Raw genomic sequence first — 16,814 nt, 5'->3', positions numbered from 1 at the left:
CCCTCTTCGCGTTCGGAGGCATGCCGAGATGCGTACACATGTGGCCGTCACCCACAGTACCAGCCGGGTGCCATTGGCTTGACCGGTGCTCGGGCGGGGTGTGGCGGGGCGGGGGTGTGGGCGGCTGAAGGTGGTCGCCCCGGCCGGGGCGACTTTCGAGCCCGGGGCTGCTCAGGGGCCGGTCATGCTGCGCGCGGCGGAGTAGACGTCGAGGACGGCCAGGCAGAGCGGGACCAGGGAGAGCAGCACCGCGCCCTCGGCGAGGTCGACGAAACGGCCCCAGAACGGCGAGACGCCCTTCTTCGGGATGACCAGCGCGATGCCGGTGAACAGCGCGGCGCCGGCCGCGACCGCTGCGCCGAGCCAGACCGTACGGACGTCCATCGGCCCGTAGTCGCCCTCCCGCATCGCGAGCAGGACCGACAGCGGGGTGTTCAGCGACAGGCCCAGGACCAGCAGCCCGAGGGCGCCCAGTCCGGCCGCCAGCACGCAGGCGACCTGCGCGGTGTAGCGGAAGAGGCGGGCGCGCAGCAGGGTCGCCAGGCCCGCGGTGAGCGCGAGCAGCTGGCCCCACAGGGAGTCGGAGAAGCCGAGGACGGCGGCGCTGCCGAGGACGACCGCCGAGCAGCCGGCGACCAGGCCGAGCAGCATCTCGTGGCCGCGGCGGGCCTGGGCCGCGATGCGCTCGGCGTCGACCGGCTCGCCGGTGGTGACGGGGGCGTCCGGGTCGGTGTCGAAGTCGGTGTCGGCCGCCGAGCGGGGCGGGGCGTAGCCGATCGGGAGCCGGGCGAAGCGGGCGGACAGGCCGGGCAGGAAGGCGACGGCGGCAATCGCGACGATGGCGCAGACGGCGGCGGTGTCCACCGGGTCGGCCTCGGTGAGGATCGCGCAGAACGTGGCGAGGGTGCCGACGGTGGCGGCGCAGACCGCCGCGACGAACGGGGCGTCGCCCGAGGGCATGGCCGCGACCAAGCCGACGGACACGACCAGCACGCAGACGCAGCCGAGCAGGAACTGGAGCCGGCCGACGCCTTCGCCCGCGGCGAGCGGGAGCAGGCCGGAACCGGCGATCATCACGTGCGGCAGGGCGGCGAGGCCCAGCGCCACGGCGGACGCCCTGTCCCCGTACACCCGGGCCCGTACGGCCGCGAGGGCGGCGAGCAGCACGCCGGCCGCGGCGGCGATGACGCCGGGGAGGCTGTGCATGTCGTGGGCGACCGGGTCGGCGAACCAGAGCACGAAGCCCATCAGGACGAGCAGCAGCGCACCGCCGACGAGTCCCGCGCCGCGCAGCAGGTCGTCGCTCCACAGCGTGCGGTCGCGGGTGACGGCGGACGCGACGGCGTCGGACACGTCGTCGAAGACGGCGGGCGGCAGCGACTCGGCGAACGGCCGGAGCCGCAGCACCTCACCGTCGAGGACGAGTTGCGCGGCGAGTGACCGCGCGCTGTCGAGCACGTTTCCGTCGCCGCGCAGCAGGTGGTAGCCCGCGGCCGCACCCGCCGGCTGGGTCTGTCCGGTGAGGCGCAGGACCTCCGGATAGATGGCGGCGACGGCGATGTCGTCCGGAAGAGCCACATCGATCCTGCTGTCCGGTGCGACGACTGTCACTCGGCAGAAGCCGGTTGTCGCTGTCGTACTCACCTGGCGGGGCCCCCTAGGTCGCGCTTGTTCGCGTCGCGCGCTGGTCGGTGTGGTGTGGGTGTTGTGCGGGTGTGGTGTGAGTGCGCTGGGTGTGGTGACGCTCGTGGGTGGCTTGTCGGCGCCTGTGCCGGCGCCCCTGTCGACGGGGCGCCTGTGCCGGCGCCCCTGTCGACGTCTTGCTCGGTTTGTCGGTGTCTTGTGCGGTGCCTTGTCGGCGTCTGGCTGGGTGCCTTCTCGGCGTCTCGCTCGGTGCCTTCTCGGCGTCATGGGGGCGGTGCGTGCCGCCGGTCCCATCGGTCCGGGCGACGGCGTCCGCCCGGGACGCGCTCGTCGCACCGCGCGGCCGAGCCGCGGTGCGCCACCTTAGCGGGAGTGAGGGCGGTGACCTGCACGTAGGATCACCGACGCGCGCAGGGAGGCCGCCGCCACAGGGTTGCAGGCCCGTAACTGCCCCGCCCGTACTGAGGGATTGATACTCCGGTGAGCCAGATCGTCGTCAAACGACCGCCGCGGGTCATGCCGCCCGAAGCGGCTACCGAGGAGCTGCGACTCGAACCGCCTCCCGAGTTGCCGCGAGGCCAGCAAGAGGGCATGGCGATGCAGCTCTTGCCGATGATCGGTATGAGTTCGTCGGTGGTGTTCTTCTTCGCGCCCAACGCGGCGCCGTTCATGAAGATCATGGGCGTGCTGATGATGGTGTCGACCGGCGCGATGGTGGTCGCCCAGATCATCAGGCACCGCAAGGGCAGCCAGGGGGAGGGCGCGCAGACCCGGCGCGACTACCTCAAGTACCTGGCCCAGACCCGCCGGCAGGTGCGGCGCACCGCGCGGACGCAGCGGGACACCCAGTTCTACCTGCACCCCTCCCCCGAGCAGCTGTGGTCACTGGTGGCCGAGGGCAGCCGGGTGTGGGAGCGGCGGATCGGCGACAAGGACTTCGGGCAGGTCCGGGTCGGGCTGGGCCCGCAGCAGTTGTCGACGCCGCTGGTCGCGCCGGACACCGCGCCGGTGGACGAGCTCGAACCGCTGGGCGCCGGTGCGATGCACCAATTCCTGGCCACGCACGGTTCGCTGGACGCACTGCCGATGGCCGTGTCGCTGCGCGCCTTCTACCACGTGACGATCTCCGGCGAGACGGAGTCGGTGCACGGCACCGCGCGCTCGCTGGTCGCCGGACTGGCCACGCTGCACTCGCCGGACGACCTGGTGGTCGTGGTGGTGGCCGCGCCGGGCGCGGTGGCCCGCTGGGACTGGACGAAGTGGCTCCCGCACACGCAGGTGCCGGGGACGCTCGACGGCGCGGGCACGACGCGGCTGTTCGGCGACGACCTGGCCGAGCTGGAGGAGATGCTCGCGGGGCGGCTCGACGGCCGGCCGCGCTTCAACCGCGGCGGCCAGCCGCTGCTGGACCAGCCCCATGTGCTGGTCGTGCTGGACGGCGGAATGGTGCCGCCGGACTCCGCCTTCGCCGCCCCGGAGGGACTCCAGGGCGTAACGGTGGTCGAGGTGGTGCCGGGCGAGCTCGACGAGCCGCGCGGCGGCCTCTCCGTCGTCGTACGGCCCGGCCGGCTGCGGCTGGAATCCGCCGCGACGGTCTACGACGGCCAGCCGGACTCCCTCGCGCCGGAGGCCGCGGAGGCGCTCGCCCGGCAGCTCGCGCCGCTGCGGATGGGCAGCGGCGGTGACGACGACGAGCCGCTGCTCGCCAACCTGGACTTCACCGACCTGCTGGGCCTCGGCGACGCGGCCTCGGTCGACGTCGCCCGCACCTGGCGGCCGCGCTCGACCGCGGAGCGGCTGCGGGTGCCGATCGGCGTCGGCGAGGACGGTTCCCCGGTCATGCTCGACCTCAAGGAAGCGGCCCAGGAGGGGATGGGCCCGCACGGGCTGTGCGTCGGCGCGACCGGATCGGGAAAGTCGGAGCTGCTGCGCACCCTGGTGCTGGGCCTCGCCGTCACCCACTCCTCCGAGAACCTGAACTTCGTGCTCGCCGACTTCAAGGGCGGCGCGACCTTCGCCGGCATGGCGGAGCTGCCGCACGTCGCGGCGGTCATCACCAACCTCGCCGACGACCTGACCCTCGTCGACCGGATGCGCGACTCGATCACCGGCGAACTCCAGCGCCGGCAGGAACTGCTGCGCTCCTCGGGCAACTACGCGAACCTCAACGACTACGAGAAGGCGCGGGCCGCCGGCGCCCCGCTGGAGCCGCTGGCCTCCCTCGTCCTGGTCATCGACGAGTTCAGCGAACTGCTGACCGCCAAGCCCGACTTCATCGACATGTTCATCCAGATCGGCCGCATCGGCCGCTCCCTGGGCGTCCACCTGCTGCTGGCCTCCCAGCGCCTGGAGGAGGGCCGCCTGCGCGGCCTGGACACCTACCTCTCGTACCGCGTCGGCCTGCGCACCTTCTCGGCGGCGGAGTCCCGCTCCGCGCTGGGCGTACCGGACGCGTACCACCTGCCGTCGGTACCCGGCTCGGGCTACCTGAAGTTCGGCACGGAGGAGATGACGCGTTTCAAGGCTGCGTACGTCTCGGGCACCTACCGCACGGGCGCCCCCGACACCGGCAGCGGCCCACTCCCGGTCGAACGCCGCCCGGTCCCCTTCACCGCCACCCCGGTCCCGGTCCGCTACGTCGCCCCGGACCCGAACGCCCCGGTCATCCCGCCCCGTACGGACGACGACGCGCTGGCCGACACGGTTCTCGACGTGATCGCGCGGCGGTTGGAGGGTCAGGGGGCGCCGGCGCATCAGGTGTGGCTGCCGCCGTTGGATGAGGCGCCTTCGTTGGATCAGGTGTTGCCGGCGCTCGGCCCGGTCGAGGGACGCGGCCTCACGGCGCACGAGTATTCGCGACTGGGGCGGCTCGTCGTACCGCTGGGTCTGATCGACAAGCCCTTCGAGCAGCGCCGCGAGGTGCTCTACCGCGACTTCTCCGGCGCTGCGGGCCACATGATGATCGTCGGCGGCCCGCAGTCCGGTAAGTCGACCCTGCTGCGCTCTCTCATCAGCTCCTTCGCACTGACCCACACCCCGGCGGAGGTCCAGTTCTACGGCCTCGACTTCGGTGGCGGGGGGCTGACCGCGATCGCCGGACTGCCGCACGTCGGCGGCATCGCCTCCCGGCTCGACCCGGAGAAGGTCCGCCGTACGGTCGCCGAGGTGTCCGGAGTCCTGTCCCAACGTGAGGAGTACTTCCGCGCGAACGGCATCGACTCCATCGCCACGTACCGCCGTCGGCGCGCGGCGGGCGAACTGCCGGACCAGGCATGGGGAGACGTCTTCCTGGTCATCGACGGCTGGGGTGCTTTCAAGCAGGACTACGAAATGCTCGAAGGCGTCGTCACCGACATGGCCGCGCGCGGCCTCGGCTACGGCATCCATGTGATCGTCAGCGCCGCGCGCTACATGGAGGTGCGCGCCGCGCTCAAGGACCAGTTGCTCAACCGGCTGGAGCTGCGCCTCGCCGATGCGCTCGACTCGGAATTCGACCGCAAGATCGCCAAGAACGTCCCGGAGGGCGCGCCCGGCCGCGGCCAGATCCCGGAGCGGCTGCACTTCCTGGGTGCGCTTCCCCGTATCGACGCGGCCAGCGACGAGGACGGCTTGTCCGAGGCGACGGCGGCCATGGTGCGGGCGGTCAACAGCACATGGACCGGGCCGCGCGCCCCCGCGGTACGGCTGCTCCCGCACAAATTGCGCATGGACCAGCTGCCCAAGGGCTCCGAATTCCCGGAGCGCGGCATCGCGATCGGCATCGACGAGACCAATCTCAAACCGGTCTTCGTCGACTTCGAGACCGACCCCTTCTTCGTCGTCTTCGGCGAGAGCGAGTCGGGCAAGACGGCGCTGCTGCGCCTCATCGCCAAGCAGATCTCGGAGCGCTACACCGCCGAGGAAGCCAAGATCGTGGTGGGCGACTACCGACGCACCATGCTGGAAGGCATCCCCGCGACGCACCTGCTGGAGTACGCGCCGCTGGCGTCCGCGCTGGAAATCCACGTGGACGCAATCAACGGGCTGATGGAACGACGCGCTCCCAAGCCGGATATCACTCCGCAGCAGTTGCGGGACCGCAGTTGGTGGCAGGGGCCGAAGTTCTTCGTCATCATCGACGACTACGAGCTGGTGACCAGCGGGAACAACAACCCGCTGACGGCCCTCCTGGAGCATCTGCCGTTCGCGCGCGATGTCGGCATCCGCTTCATCATCGCCCGCAGCACGGCCGGCGCGAACCGCTCGCTGTTCGAGTCCTTCATGCAGCGCATCAAGGAACTCGGCGCCCAGGGCGTGGTGTTGTCCGGCGATCCGAGCGAGGGCGACCTCATGGGCAATATCCGGCCGCGGCCGATGCCACCGGGGCGCGGAGTCTTCGTCTCCCGCAAGCGGGGGACGGGGCTGGTCCAGCTCGGCTGGCTGCCGGACCGGTAGGAGCGCGCAAGATCGTGAGCAGCGTCAGCCGACTCAACTGACCATCAAGCACCAAGTAATTCTTCGGCAGCCCCCTGGCCATGGGATAGATCGGAAATACTCACTGTGTCCAGAAATTCTTCGTCCGGAAGGCCACCCTGGAGTAGTCGACGCTACCGCACCATACTGTGCGGTAGCGCCGCGACTCTATTGGCAGCCGGATTTATCACAGGCAGCCTGACTATGCGATCGCCAACTACGACTGCGGAATTTGAATTGGACCGGACTGGAATATGTGACAATATGTCACTCTCAGATCAAATTCCAGCCTTTAAAAGAATCATCCCTGATTCTCAGTTCATCTCTTCATCTACGGATCTGACAAAGGGCATTGGCAGCCTGCACGCCAATTGCGCAATCTCCGCCGATGGAAAACGTATTCTCAGCCTCTCCGCAGTTATCGACAAATTCGGCAATTTGAATAACTGGAAGAAGCACGTGCGCGAGAATACGCTCATCGAGGCAAACGGACAGAAATCTTTTCGCTTTGGCGAAGAAGGTCTCTCGTCTCCAAACTCTACGGCAATATTCGTTCCCTGCTCAACTGAAGACGAAGACGGCAGAAGACGAAATGGCTATGCGCTCAGTGTCCTAGTCAACTCTTACGGTACGGCCAAGTCGGAATCAGGAGAGCACCGGCAAGATCTCGTGAATTTGGCAGCTCGTATGGCGCAATATGCTGCATCTGAAGCGCAATGCTCTGAAGCGCAGAACCTTCCGCAGCATGCCCCACAGGTCAGGGCTGTTTCAAAGTCCGGGTGATCAAGTGAGGGCGCTGGTCACAGCGCGGTGACGATGTCCCGGTGGCCCGCTACGGATGCAACGAAGCTCCCGTTGAGGACGGATGACCTTGCCAAGTCGCCGTCCAGAACCGGAGCTTCGATGTGCCGTCAGTCTGCCACCGTCTGCCTTGTGAAGTCCGTCCGGCCGAAGGATGCGGCGGGCCTTGCGCTGGCGGAGCGGCTGGTCAGGCTGCCGGATCCGCGCCGGCGTCGTGGCCGGCGTCACCCGTTCGTGAGTGTGCTGCTCATCGCCGCGTCCGCGGTGGTTACCGGAGCACGGTCGTATGCTGCGATCGGCCAGTGGGCCCGCAACGCTCCGCAGGACACCCTTGCCCGGCTCGGCGCACGCGTGCTGACCTCGCTGAACGCACGGATCGCGCCCAGCGCGGCGACGATCCGCCGCGTCATCGCCGCCGTCTGCCCTGGCGGCCTGGCCGACCTGATGGGCGCTGATCCAGCCGGCGCGGAGTCGGTGGCCGCGGACGGTAAGAGCGCCCGGGGCTCCCGCCACGGCTCCTCTCCGGCCGCGCACCTGCTCGCCGCGATGACCAGCGACGGCCGCACCGTCACACAGTTGCGAGTCCCGGACAAAACCAATGAAATCACCTGCTTTGCAGCTCTGTTGGAGCCTTTCGACCGGGGTGGTGGTGAGCGCCGACGCGCTGCACACGCAACGCGACCACGCAAAGTTCCTGGTCGAGGCCAAGAAGGCGCACTACGCCTTCACCGTGACGAAGAACCAGCCCACCTTGCACGAGCGACTGCGCGTCCTGCCCTGGGGCGAGGTGAAAGCGAAGTTCGACGACCGCACCACAGGCCACGGCAGGAAGGAGACCAGGGTCGTGCAGGTACTGAACGTCGACGATCTCGACTTCCCTCACGCAGCCCAGGCCGCGAGGATCACCCGGCACCGCACCAGCCTCAAGACCGGGAAGCGGACCCGCGAGACCGTCTACATCATCACCGACCTGACCAGTCGGCAGGCGACGCCGGAGAGACTGGCCAGACTCGTGAGGTCGCACTGGGTCATCGAGAACCGGCTCCACTTCGTGCGCGATGTCACCTTCGCCGAGGACGCCTCCAAGATCCGCACTGGATACGGGCCGGAGAACATGGCCACCCTGCGCAGCCTCGCGATCAACCTGCTCCGGGCAGACGGTCACACCAACATCGCCGCCGGCCTCCGGCACATGTCCTACGAGCCCTTCAACCGCCCCCTCGACATCCTCGGGATCACGCCCTGACCAGCAACGACACCAAGATCAAAGGACTTTGAAACAGCCCTGGGGCGGGACTGTGGGCGAGGGCGTGGCGTGGCGCGTGGAGCGCTTGTGCCCGTGACGCCGCAATCCGCGTCATCCCGGGAACGCAGAAACCCGCAGGATCTGGTCCCTCCTTGCGGAGGGGCCGGCCGGACTTACCGGCGAGCCTGCGGGTCGGTGACTGCTTGGATTTCGGCAGAGAGCCTGCCGAGGTGCACAGAGTGCGACGACGGGCCGTTAGCCCGCAGCCACCTCACGAGTCCGAGAAGACTGCACTTCCGGATCACCTCCTTTCAGCGTGTACGGCACACCCTAGGAACCCGTCCGGGGCCGCACAACCGAATTATCGAGACTCGGTCATGAAGATCATGTGCGGTGCAGTGCTTTCGCAAAGCGCATATTTCGCGCACCCCAGGATGAAGGCTGTATTGCTTATGTGAGCAAATTGCACCCGTTTCGACTCGGTTCCGTGAAGCTCCATGCCGGTTGCTAGCATGGACGGAGCGGAGGCGTCCGCCGGATCGAGATAACGCACGGGGAAGGGTTCAGTTCGTGGCATGGGACGAATGGGAACAACTCAAGACTCAAGCCGCGGACAAGCGCTCCGCGAACATGCAGCTGAACCAGCTTCCGGCTGAAGGCGGCGGAGGGGCTGCGGACGGGGATCTGGTCGTCCACGACGACGAGCTGGGCAAGCTCGGGAACGTGGCGTACGAGCTGCGCGAGAAATTCCGCGTGGACAGTGACTTCGCGCGCCCGACTACGTTCACGGCGTCGGTTGACCTGTTCAACGACGGGCTCGACATGGGCGCGGCCCTGACCGAGCTGCACGATGCGTGGAATACACAGACGCAGACGTTGAAGGAGGCGTGCGCACACATCTCGAACCACATGGACTTCACGCGCGCCCAGCATGCGAAGGACGAAGTCCACATCCAGACGGAAATGTCGGTGTCGAAGATCAACGATTACATCAAGTAACACACGCAGACCGGCGGTGGACGACAACGGCATACGGGGGTAGTGCAGGGCATGGCGGAAGCGATGATGACCATGCAGGAACTCAACGATCTGCGCCTGGGGACGCTGGACACGGCGGTGTCGGACTGGGGGATCATGTCCGGACGCCTGGACACACTCTCCACCGGCGGCCACGGTGATGTGAGCGCCAAGAAGCTGGAGACGAAAACGAACGCCGCCGACTGGAAGGGCGTCAACGCAACCGTGTCGCGGGAGTTCGTCACCAAGACGGCCGTCGAATTTCAGGACGTGGCCGCCGAGGCGAAGAGCGTCCTGGGCATCCTGCGCGAGGCCAGCGCTGCCTTCAAGAAGCACAAGGCGGATCTGCGGACCGTCGTCGACGACGTGGCGAAGACCAACATCTACATCAATGACAAGGGCGGCGCGGTCGCTTCGGTGCCGTCGGGAGCCGCCGCGGGCGACGCGGACATTCACAACCCCAGCGACGACGAACTCGCTGTGGCTCAGCGCAGGGTGAAGAGAGTCCTCTGGGAGGCGAGCGAGACCGACTGCATCGCCGCACGGGCGCTGCGCGCACTCGCGAAGAACAAGCACGACTTCACCGGCGACGGTCCCGGCGGCCTGAAAGAGGCCGACGACCAGCAGGGCAAGGCGGACGCCGACTACTGGGCGAAGAAGGCCAAGGAGGGCGACGTCAAGGACTGGAGCGACGAGGACCTCGCCCGCTGCAACGAGACCCTCAAGAACCAGCGCGACAATCCTGGCTTTACCGAGCGGTTCGCCACCACGCTCGGCGCCGACGGGACGTTGCAGTTCTGGCGCGATCTGGCCGCTCCGCCCGGCGGTGCGGTCGAGGGCGATCGGGCCAAGATCCTGGCGGAAGTCCAGGACAATCTCAGCATGACGCTCGCCAACGCCACCCAGAGCGACAGCCCTGCCATGGAGACATGGAAGCGGGAAGTGATCGCGGCCGGCGACAAGCCGTTCCCAATCCAGGGGCTGACGATGGGTCCCAACGGCTTCCAAGTCATGAGCAGCCTGATGGGCAAGGGGAAGTTCGACGAGGGCTTCCTGCACGACTACGGCAAGGGACTGCTGGAGTACGAGCGAAAGTTCCCTGGCGACCCCGAGGCCGCCTGGCGGGACTCGACCACCCTCAACTACCCGCCCACGGACGAGCCCGACGACCCCTTCGTCGGCTTCATGGAGAGCCTCGGTCACAACCCCGAAGCGTCTGTCGAGTTCTTCAACGACTCGACGACGGTGAACGGCAAGGAACTCGACAACTGGGACTACCTCGTGGCCAAGGACGACGACGCCCGAGAATGGCCTCTGGGCGAGGACGGCAAGCCCTTCGGCCACCACGCTCTCGGCCACGCCCTCGAATCGGCGACCGTTGGTGTCCCGTACGACTCCGACGCGGCACCGCCCAAGCACTCGGCCGAGAGCGCGGAGCTCGTCAACAGGATTGTCGGGGAGTACGGGAAGAACCCTGACCGGCTGGACGAATCCCCCCTGAACAGCAGCCTCGGGAACATCACTGCGGAGTACATGCGCGATGTCCAGGACGGGATACAGGGCAGGGGGGAGATCGCGACATACGGCAGCAATGCGGATCTCGCGGATCTCGCCCATAGCAATACGCTGGCGAATTTCCTGGGGGCCGTGGGGAAGGATCCCGATGCGTACGGTGCGATCCTCACCTCTCAGCAGGCCGTCACCACCGAGCTCATCAACGATGCGTTTCACGACCAGGACAAACTCGGGAATGTCCTGTCGGAAGCGGTCGACGTTCGGGTGGCGCCGGGTGCGGAAATTACCGGAATCATGGCCGAATCGCGCACTCAGGCCGTCTATGACGACAAGATCGCTGCCGATGCGGAATTCAACGAGGGCGTGGTGACCGCGGACAAGTGGGCGGGTCGTGCCATCGATACAGGGCTCGCACGGTTCCCCGTCGTGGGCGGTGCCGCCGGCTGGGTGATCGGCGACATCCGCGCGGCGGTCGTGGAGAACTACACCCGGGACTCCAGCGGCGAAGCCCAGATGGAACGGGACGAGTTCCTGGCGACCCAGCGATCGGGATCGACCGCCGCGGTGTACGACGCGACCTATACGGCGGCCACCGAGGCGGGGGTCCCCGATGCCCAGGCTAAGGCCATGGCCGGCAGCGCATCTGAACAGTCGAAGGACAGCTACGGTCAGGGACGGCAGTGAGCAGCAGCGAAAGCCCCGTGCGAGAGAATGCCTCAGCTCCGGAGCGGGGCAGCAGGCGCAAGAAGATCATCGTGCCCGTTTGTCTGGGGGTCGCCGTACTGGCCGGGCTGGGTGTCTGGAAGTTCGCGCTGTCCCAGGACTTGGCGGTCGCCGTGCCGGACCGTGTGTGCGACAACGCCCTGCCCGGCGGCACGGTGCAGGAATTGCTGCCCGAGCGGGGAAAGGCTTTCGAAGAGAAGCTGTACGGATTCGCCTCCCCCGAATCGGTGTCGTCGGTGTGGAAGTGCTCCCTGGATGGAGGTGGAAAGCACATCAGTATCGCGTACTTCCCGGTGCTGGATCCTGACGGTTACGGTCCGGAAGACGTCGAGCGTGACGCCGCGCGCCCCGGCAACGCCCCTGTCGCATGGGGCGATACCAAGGGATTCGTCGATGGCAGTGCTGTCTCGCTCTTCGTGAGCTGCCGCGGTAGCAAGAACCGTGACATCTTGCTGGAGATAACGACGGGTGTGGGCGGGTACGGGGACAAGAGGCTCAAGGACCTTCCCGGAACCGTGGAACAGGTCGCCGCGCTGGCGGCCGAAACCGCTCGGTTCGTGGCCCCGCGAGTGGAATTCTGCGAGGCGCCGAGCCTCCCCGAAGCCCCCCCGGTCATCGGCTGACGTCCGGCGCCCCGCGACCCGAGTCACTTCCGGGACCCGACGAGTTTGCGGAACTCGCTGTGTGCTGGGTCACGTTCGAGTTGAATGGTCTGATGTGCGGCAATGGCTGACATGGTAGGAGCCGTCGTCGATGCCACCCCTTCGCCCACCGGCGCTCACGCTCCAAACCCTGCGTGAGCAGCCGCGCGACCTCCTCGTACCCCTGCCCCGAGAACAAACACATCGCGAGAACGAAAAACACCACCACCCTTGCGGGCAACTGCCGTTGACGCTTCTCGACCCGCCCGCACTCCGCCACCACCTCATCCACCAACTCAGGCGGAAACGCACGCGTCAACACACCGAGAGCGATCCGATCCGAAAACCGCTCGCCCCCGACCGACTTCAACTGCCCGGGCCTTGGAACCTCGATTACCTGCTGGCCGAGCGGGAGTGGGAGCACGTCGACACTTCCAACTGGACCGGGAACACCGCGATCACTGTTGGCGATGCTTCGGATGGCGATGTTCGTCACGGGTTCGGGGCAGCCCTCGAATCTGCTGCAACCGGTCATGTGCCGGGCTCAGAGCATGCGTTGGGCGGGCACAGCATGGAGCAGGCAAGGGTTATGAACCAGACTATCAATTCGTTGGACTCTTCGGGTAATGCGGAGAAGCTCCCGGATAACCTTCAGAAACCGATTTCGAACATGTTGACGGACTACACGCCGGATACGCATGAGACCCTCGGATTGCACAATTCCAAGTACGGGAATATTACGGACAAAGTCTGGGAAGAGGACGGAAGCGTAAATATGGCCGTCCCCAAGGAACAACTAGTGAAGGTCATGCGTGGAGTCGCCGACGACCCGGAAGCCTTCGCTCAGATGTACCGTGCTGAAAAGCAGTACTCCCAGGATGTCTTCGCCGGCATGCCGGATGACGCCGACAGTTACAGCACGCACAACCGTATCCGGGAGACAACCGCAGCCCTCGGGGCATTCGACGGCGTACGTGCGGATATCGTCTTCGATGAAAGATTCGACAAAATCCAGTGGACGAATGACTTCAACCATGCCGTTACCGCGGTACCCGGTGCAGCGCTGAACTTTGTTCCAACCAAATACATCGCAACTGGAGACATCGCAAACAGAATCCTTGATTTCTCGTCGTACGAGGCGACAAAGGATCGTGTGGCCGAGGCCACCCAGGAGGCGACCGAGAAAAATTCAGATCAGTTCGACGCTGGTCAGCGAGAATCCGATGCCATGATCGTGGAGTGGGCCAGGAGCAACGGACACAAGGCAGACAGCGACTTCACGGAATACCTCATAAGTGACGGCCAGACCAAACATAAGGAGGGACGCGACACAGCTCTGGATTACCTGATATCAGACCGCTGACAAGCTGCCAGGCTGAAACTTCCTGAACGGGACTGAACCACTCCATGAAAGTTAAGAACCGTCGCGACCTCTTGAGGAACATCTTCACCTGCTGCCTTGCTGTACTCGTTCTCGGTGGCGGAATATTCTATTTCTCCGGCGCTTATGACAGTTGGCGCGACAAGGTGTCGCTGGACAGTGCCTGCCAGGGGACGTTGGACCAGCCCAGCCTCCAAGAAGCACTCAGCAGTAAACGTGCCCACGCAGGTAACTTCTATGAGGACCGCACCGGGAGCCTCACAAGATGTGCCATCACGACGTCAGGTAATAATTCATCTACGCTCCGGCTCGATGTGCGATGGGGCTCTGACGCCGACCGCGACTCGGGCCTCGTCGGCCGCGCCGACATGTTGGGGCTAATCGGCAGGTCCTCCCCATTGGGAGGCGATTGGCCTGGGGCGATCTCATTTAACGAACCTCAAGCCACGGTTGCACTGCCGTGTCGCAACCGCAAAAATGAGAGCCTTCTGGTCGACAGTCGACTTTCGAGCCCCCACCTCGTCACCAGCCTATTTCCGAGCCACCGCCTCGGGCAGAGCCGTATTCGCGCCGCTTTCGTTAGATTCACCACGGAAACTGCGATGCACGCCGCAGACAAATTCGGCTGTGAGGCGTCAGAGGGAAAGGCCATCAAGGAAGCCCCAACTGACCCGCTCAACCTCGATGGCAGTCGGGTGATTGCCAAATCGGCTCAGCCTCTTGCCAACACAGACGGAACCTGTGCTCCTCTCCGCCCCCTGGCCTCCGCCGCGGCAAAGGCCGGCGTGCCAAAGGGCATGGAGTCCCCATCTCAGAAGAACGCTCCCCTGACCGACTGCTTCTTGACCACCCCGGATGGAGAGCCCGGATACGGGCTCTCCGCAACATACGGGGCCTACGCCAAGATCTTTCGGGAAGCCGGTGGTCCTTCAAATGTCCATGGAAAGTCCGGCTTCCCGGAAAAACGCAACTATGCCTGGGCAACAGCTCGGTGCCCCGGATCCACCGAGCGCGCCCTCTTCACACTCTGGCAGGTATACGACACGGCCCGTGAGGAAACCCCGGTGAAGAAGCGCTCCCACAAATTCGAGCTGTCCGCACTCAAAGCATTCGCCAAGCACTCCACACAACAGCATGGCTGCTCCGACCTACAACTGCCGTAGCACCGCTGGACCACACCGTCTTCCCCTACGTCTACCTGGACGCGACCTACTGCAATGATTCCGCTCCTAAATTACGCAGAGGCACATCACATGAATGCTAACGAGGTGCGTGAAATGGTGAGAACCGCACGTGGAGAATACTCGGCGGGTGGAGAATATTCTGACACCGATGACGTGCGAGGACGGTAAGGATGAAGCGGGTCTCGACCGTGGTCGCCGCGATCATGCTGATTCTCGGCACCGGCGCATGTTCAGAGAACACCAAAGATGCCGATGAAAAATCCGACAAGGCCGACGACTGGATCTGCAAAGAACTTCTGGGCACATCCGGCCTGGAGTGGCTCACGGAGCGCTCAAAGCCGGATGTGCCGCGTTTCAAAAGCACCGACGATCCGACAGAAGCACGTTCGCAGTTTCGCAAGCAAATCGAGCACTGGGATCCAGCCAGCACCGGGATTCCAATGTTCACAGAATCCGACGCATGCAGAGTCCGGACAGACATTCATGACCAAAATACGCAACTATCGATCACCTACGGCCCCTCGCTGTTTCCTTTCGATTCCCCCTTCGGTGCCAAAACAGTGTTTGGCGACACGCCGACATTGACACAGATCAACTCTGACGTGAAACTCGTCCACGGCGTAGAGTCCGATAAGTCTGCCTACTACCGCGTGTACGTCGTGTGTAGAATTTCAGGTGCCCCTGCCAAGCAGGAGAATGAAGTTCCCCTCGAGGGGGAATTGATTGACACGCTGACTGGCGATACGAATGCCCGAGTCCACTTCACCCGGCTCCTGCACTCCACCAAAGTCATCACGGATGGGCTCGACTGCAAGAATGAGCCCGACATTCCCACCGTTCCCCCCAATGCCACTTAGCTGAATTTGATCATGCTGGTTTGGGGGGGTGTGGCGTGGAAGTTCGTTCGGGACCTCGTCTAGGTTGCTGACTGCGACTCAGCAGAAATGCAAAGTATGGGCCGCTGCCGGAGTGGATTCTCGCTGGGTGTGCTGGCGGCATCGGTGCCCCGGTCGATGAGGCGATGGCCGAGTGCGGCCGGGGCTCGAAGCGACCGGACGCGCAAGTTTGTCTGTTGCGCAAACGCTTCACACCACCAGCGTCTTCAGCGCCGGCGTCGTCATCGGAGTGGGGTTGCAGCAGCCACAGGTGGGGCTGCCTGCGTGATGATTCCGCTCGCAGGCGAAGCAACTGGCGGTGTCATGGAAACGTTCCTCGGTTCGCAAGTTGACGATCGGAATTACATACACGAGGATCTGACCAAATACGTCTTGGACAGTCGTCTGCATGCGCTCGAGGTTCCGCTCCCCGACCCCTGTAAGGCAAAGAAATGATGCGCATTCCGCTAAAGGCTCTCTCGCTGTCCGTCGCTCTCGTGGCGCTCACCGCTTCATGTGCCGGTAGCGAAGACAAGGAAAAGCCTCCTGGGCGTGGGGTCGGAGAAGTTTGCCAGTCTTTCGCGGCGAGCGGTGAGTCCGCTTCTGCCCTGAAGGAGATCGCTGGTGACGGTCGTCTGAAAGATGACGGTTCCGATCCTTCCGGAGTGCTCAAGGCATTGCGCTCAGCAGATGGAGTGGTGGAAGGAGCGGAGCTGTTGGGCACGCCGTACTGCAAGCTAAAGTCGGCTACAAATGAAGCCCACATTCTGGAGATCACCTTCCGTGAGGCTTTGGCAGTCGATGATTCAGACGCGGAAGACAAGAAGCATTTCACTTACTACCGCAGTGGAAAAACTGCGCTGGTGTCAGACCGCTTGGCATCGATTTATTTTCAGTGCAAACTCAAGGACTCCTCCAAGAGTTTCATTATCAATGGGACTCTCGAGCGGACAAACAAGATCAATGTTCCGCCGAAGGAGGTCGCGGCGAATCAAATTCTGCTGCTCAATTCCTCCGCGAGCAAGGTGTCCGGTGAACTAGGGTGCCAGAATTCACAACTGGCGAAGGGGGCTCCTCAGCCTCTCTCGCACTGATCGCGTAGCGAATGCGTGTCCGAGCTGTGGCCCAGCCACTTGGGGCGGCACACCGCCAGCGCGTCAGCCGTTCCCAGAGCGGAAGGCACCGAGCAGTTCGCCGACCGGCTCCAGCATTACAGCCCGAGATCAAGTAGTTGAGCTTGCAGCGGGGTGGGCCGGGCCAGTCGCGGAGGTAGGCGGGGCGGCGGGCGCCGTGTCGGTGGTATTGGCTCGCGATCGGGCTGTACTGAATAGGCCT

13 protein-coding genes and 1 pseudogene are annotated in these 16,814 nt (G+C 65.1%); 11 read left to right on the top strand and 3 right to left on the bottom strand.

Annotation, left to right across the window (positions count from 1 at the left end; all coding sequences use genetic code 11):
• Positions 1-171: 171 nt before the first annotated feature.
• Positions 172-1,644: a type VII secretion integral membrane protein EccD gene (gene eccD, locus QMK28_RS23535; protein WP_326441227.1), complete on the bottom strand. Its 1,473-nt coding sequence runs from the start codon at positions 1,642-1,644 to the stop codon at positions 172-174.
• A 480-nt stretch (positions 1,645-2,124) separates the two neighbouring features.
• Here eccD and eccCa point away from each other — a divergent pair, with 480 nt between their 5' ends.
• The 7 genes and pseudogenes from eccCa to QMK28_RS23500 all read left to right on the top strand — a co-directional run bounded on the left by eccCa (position 2,125) and on the right by QMK28_RS23500 (position 12,021).
• Positions 2,125-6,078 carry a type VII secretion protein EccCa gene (gene eccCa / locus QMK28_RS23530; RefSeq protein WP_326441225.1) on the top strand — a complete coding sequence of 1,318 codons (3,954 nt, stop codon included), beginning with the start codon at positions 2,125-2,127 and terminating at the stop codon, positions 6,076-6,078.
• 282 nt (positions 6,079-6,360) lie between these two features.
• Positions 6,361-6,879, top strand: a complete 519-nt coding sequence (locus QMK28_RS23525; protein ID WP_326441223.1) for a hypothetical protein — start codon at positions 6,361-6,363, stop codon at positions 6,877-6,879.
• Between the two features lie 33 nt (positions 6,880-6,912).
• Positions 6,913-7,326: pseudogene (locus QMK28_RS23520) on the top strand (transposase family protein); the annotation flags it as partial.
• A 220-nt stretch (positions 7,327-7,546) separates the two neighbouring features.
• Positions 7,547-8,143: an ISAs1 family transposase gene (locus QMK28_RS23515; RefSeq protein WP_326441221.1), complete on the top strand. Its 597-nt coding sequence runs from the start codon at positions 7,547-7,549 to the stop codon at positions 8,141-8,143.
• Between the two features lie 570 nt (positions 8,144-8,713).
• The gene (locus QMK28_RS23510; protein WP_326441219.1) at positions 8,714-9,142 is read left to right on the top strand and encodes a hypothetical protein; all 429 of its coding nucleotides are present in this window, start codon (positions 8,714-8,716) and stop codon (positions 9,140-9,142) included.
• Between the two features lie 42 nt (positions 9,143-9,184).
• Positions 9,185-11,359, top strand: a complete 2,175-nt coding sequence (locus QMK28_RS23505) for a hypothetical protein (RefSeq protein ID WP_326441217.1) — start codon at positions 9,185-9,187, stop codon at positions 11,357-11,359.
• The gene (locus tag QMK28_RS23500; protein WP_326441215.1) at positions 11,356-12,021 is read left to right on the top strand and encodes a hypothetical protein; all 666 of its coding nucleotides are present in this window, start codon (positions 11,356-11,358) and stop codon (positions 12,019-12,021) included. The genes QMK28_RS23505 and QMK28_RS23500 overlap by 4 nt, the downstream gene beginning before the upstream one ends.
• Here the strand turns inward: QMK28_RS23500 and QMK28_RS23495 are convergent.
• The gene (locus QMK28_RS23495) at positions 12,011-12,574 is read right to left on the bottom strand and encodes a transposase domain-containing protein (protein ID WP_326441213.1); all 564 of its coding nucleotides are present in this window, start codon (positions 12,572-12,574) and stop codon (positions 12,011-12,013) included. The genes QMK28_RS23500 and QMK28_RS23495 overlap by 11 nt on opposite strands.
• Positions 12,575-12,628: 54 nt before the next feature.
• On the opposite strand from QMK28_RS23495, the gene QMK28_RS23490 reads away from it, so the two are divergent.
• From QMK28_RS23490 to QMK28_RS23480, 3 genes are all read left to right on the top strand, one after another.
• Entirely contained in the window at positions 12,629-13,402 is a 774-nt protein-coding gene (locus QMK28_RS23490) for a hypothetical protein (protein ID WP_326441211.1), read from the top strand.
• 44 nt (positions 13,403-13,446) lie between these two features.
• Positions 13,447-14,583 carry a hypothetical protein gene (locus tag QMK28_RS23485; protein ID WP_326441209.1) on the top strand — a complete coding sequence of 379 codons (1,137 nt, stop codon included), beginning with the start codon at positions 13,447-13,449 and terminating at the stop codon, positions 14,581-14,583.
• Positions 14,584-14,774: 191 nt separating this feature from the next.
• Positions 14,775-15,461 carry a hypothetical protein gene (locus QMK28_RS23480; protein ID WP_326441207.1) on the top strand — a complete coding sequence of 229 codons (687 nt, stop codon included), beginning with the start codon at positions 14,775-14,777 and terminating at the stop codon, positions 15,459-15,461.
• A 228-nt stretch (positions 15,462-15,689) separates the two neighbouring features.
• Here QMK28_RS23480 and QMK28_RS23475 read toward each other — a convergent pair whose 3' ends face one another.
• A complete protein-coding gene (locus tag QMK28_RS23475) occupies positions 15,690-15,890 on the bottom strand; it encodes a hypothetical protein (protein ID WP_326441205.1) in 201 nt (66 codons plus the stop codon).
• A 41-nt stretch (positions 15,891-15,931) separates the two neighbouring features.
• Here QMK28_RS23475 and QMK28_RS23470 point away from each other — a divergent pair, with 41 nt between their 5' ends.
• On the top strand, positions 15,932-16,573 hold the full coding sequence (locus QMK28_RS23470; protein ID WP_326441203.1) for a hypothetical protein: 642 nt from the start codon (positions 15,932-15,934) through the stop codon (positions 16,571-16,573).
• Positions 16,574-16,814 lie beyond the last annotated feature (241 nt).

Source organism: Streptomyces sp. H27-D2 (genome assembly GCF_035828615.1).
Classification (GTDB): Bacteria; Actinomycetota; Actinomycetes; order Streptomycetales; family Streptomycetaceae; genus Streptomyces.
Note: the sequence above shows the minus strand (reverse complement) of the source record. Positions and strands in the feature narration are given on the sequence as shown.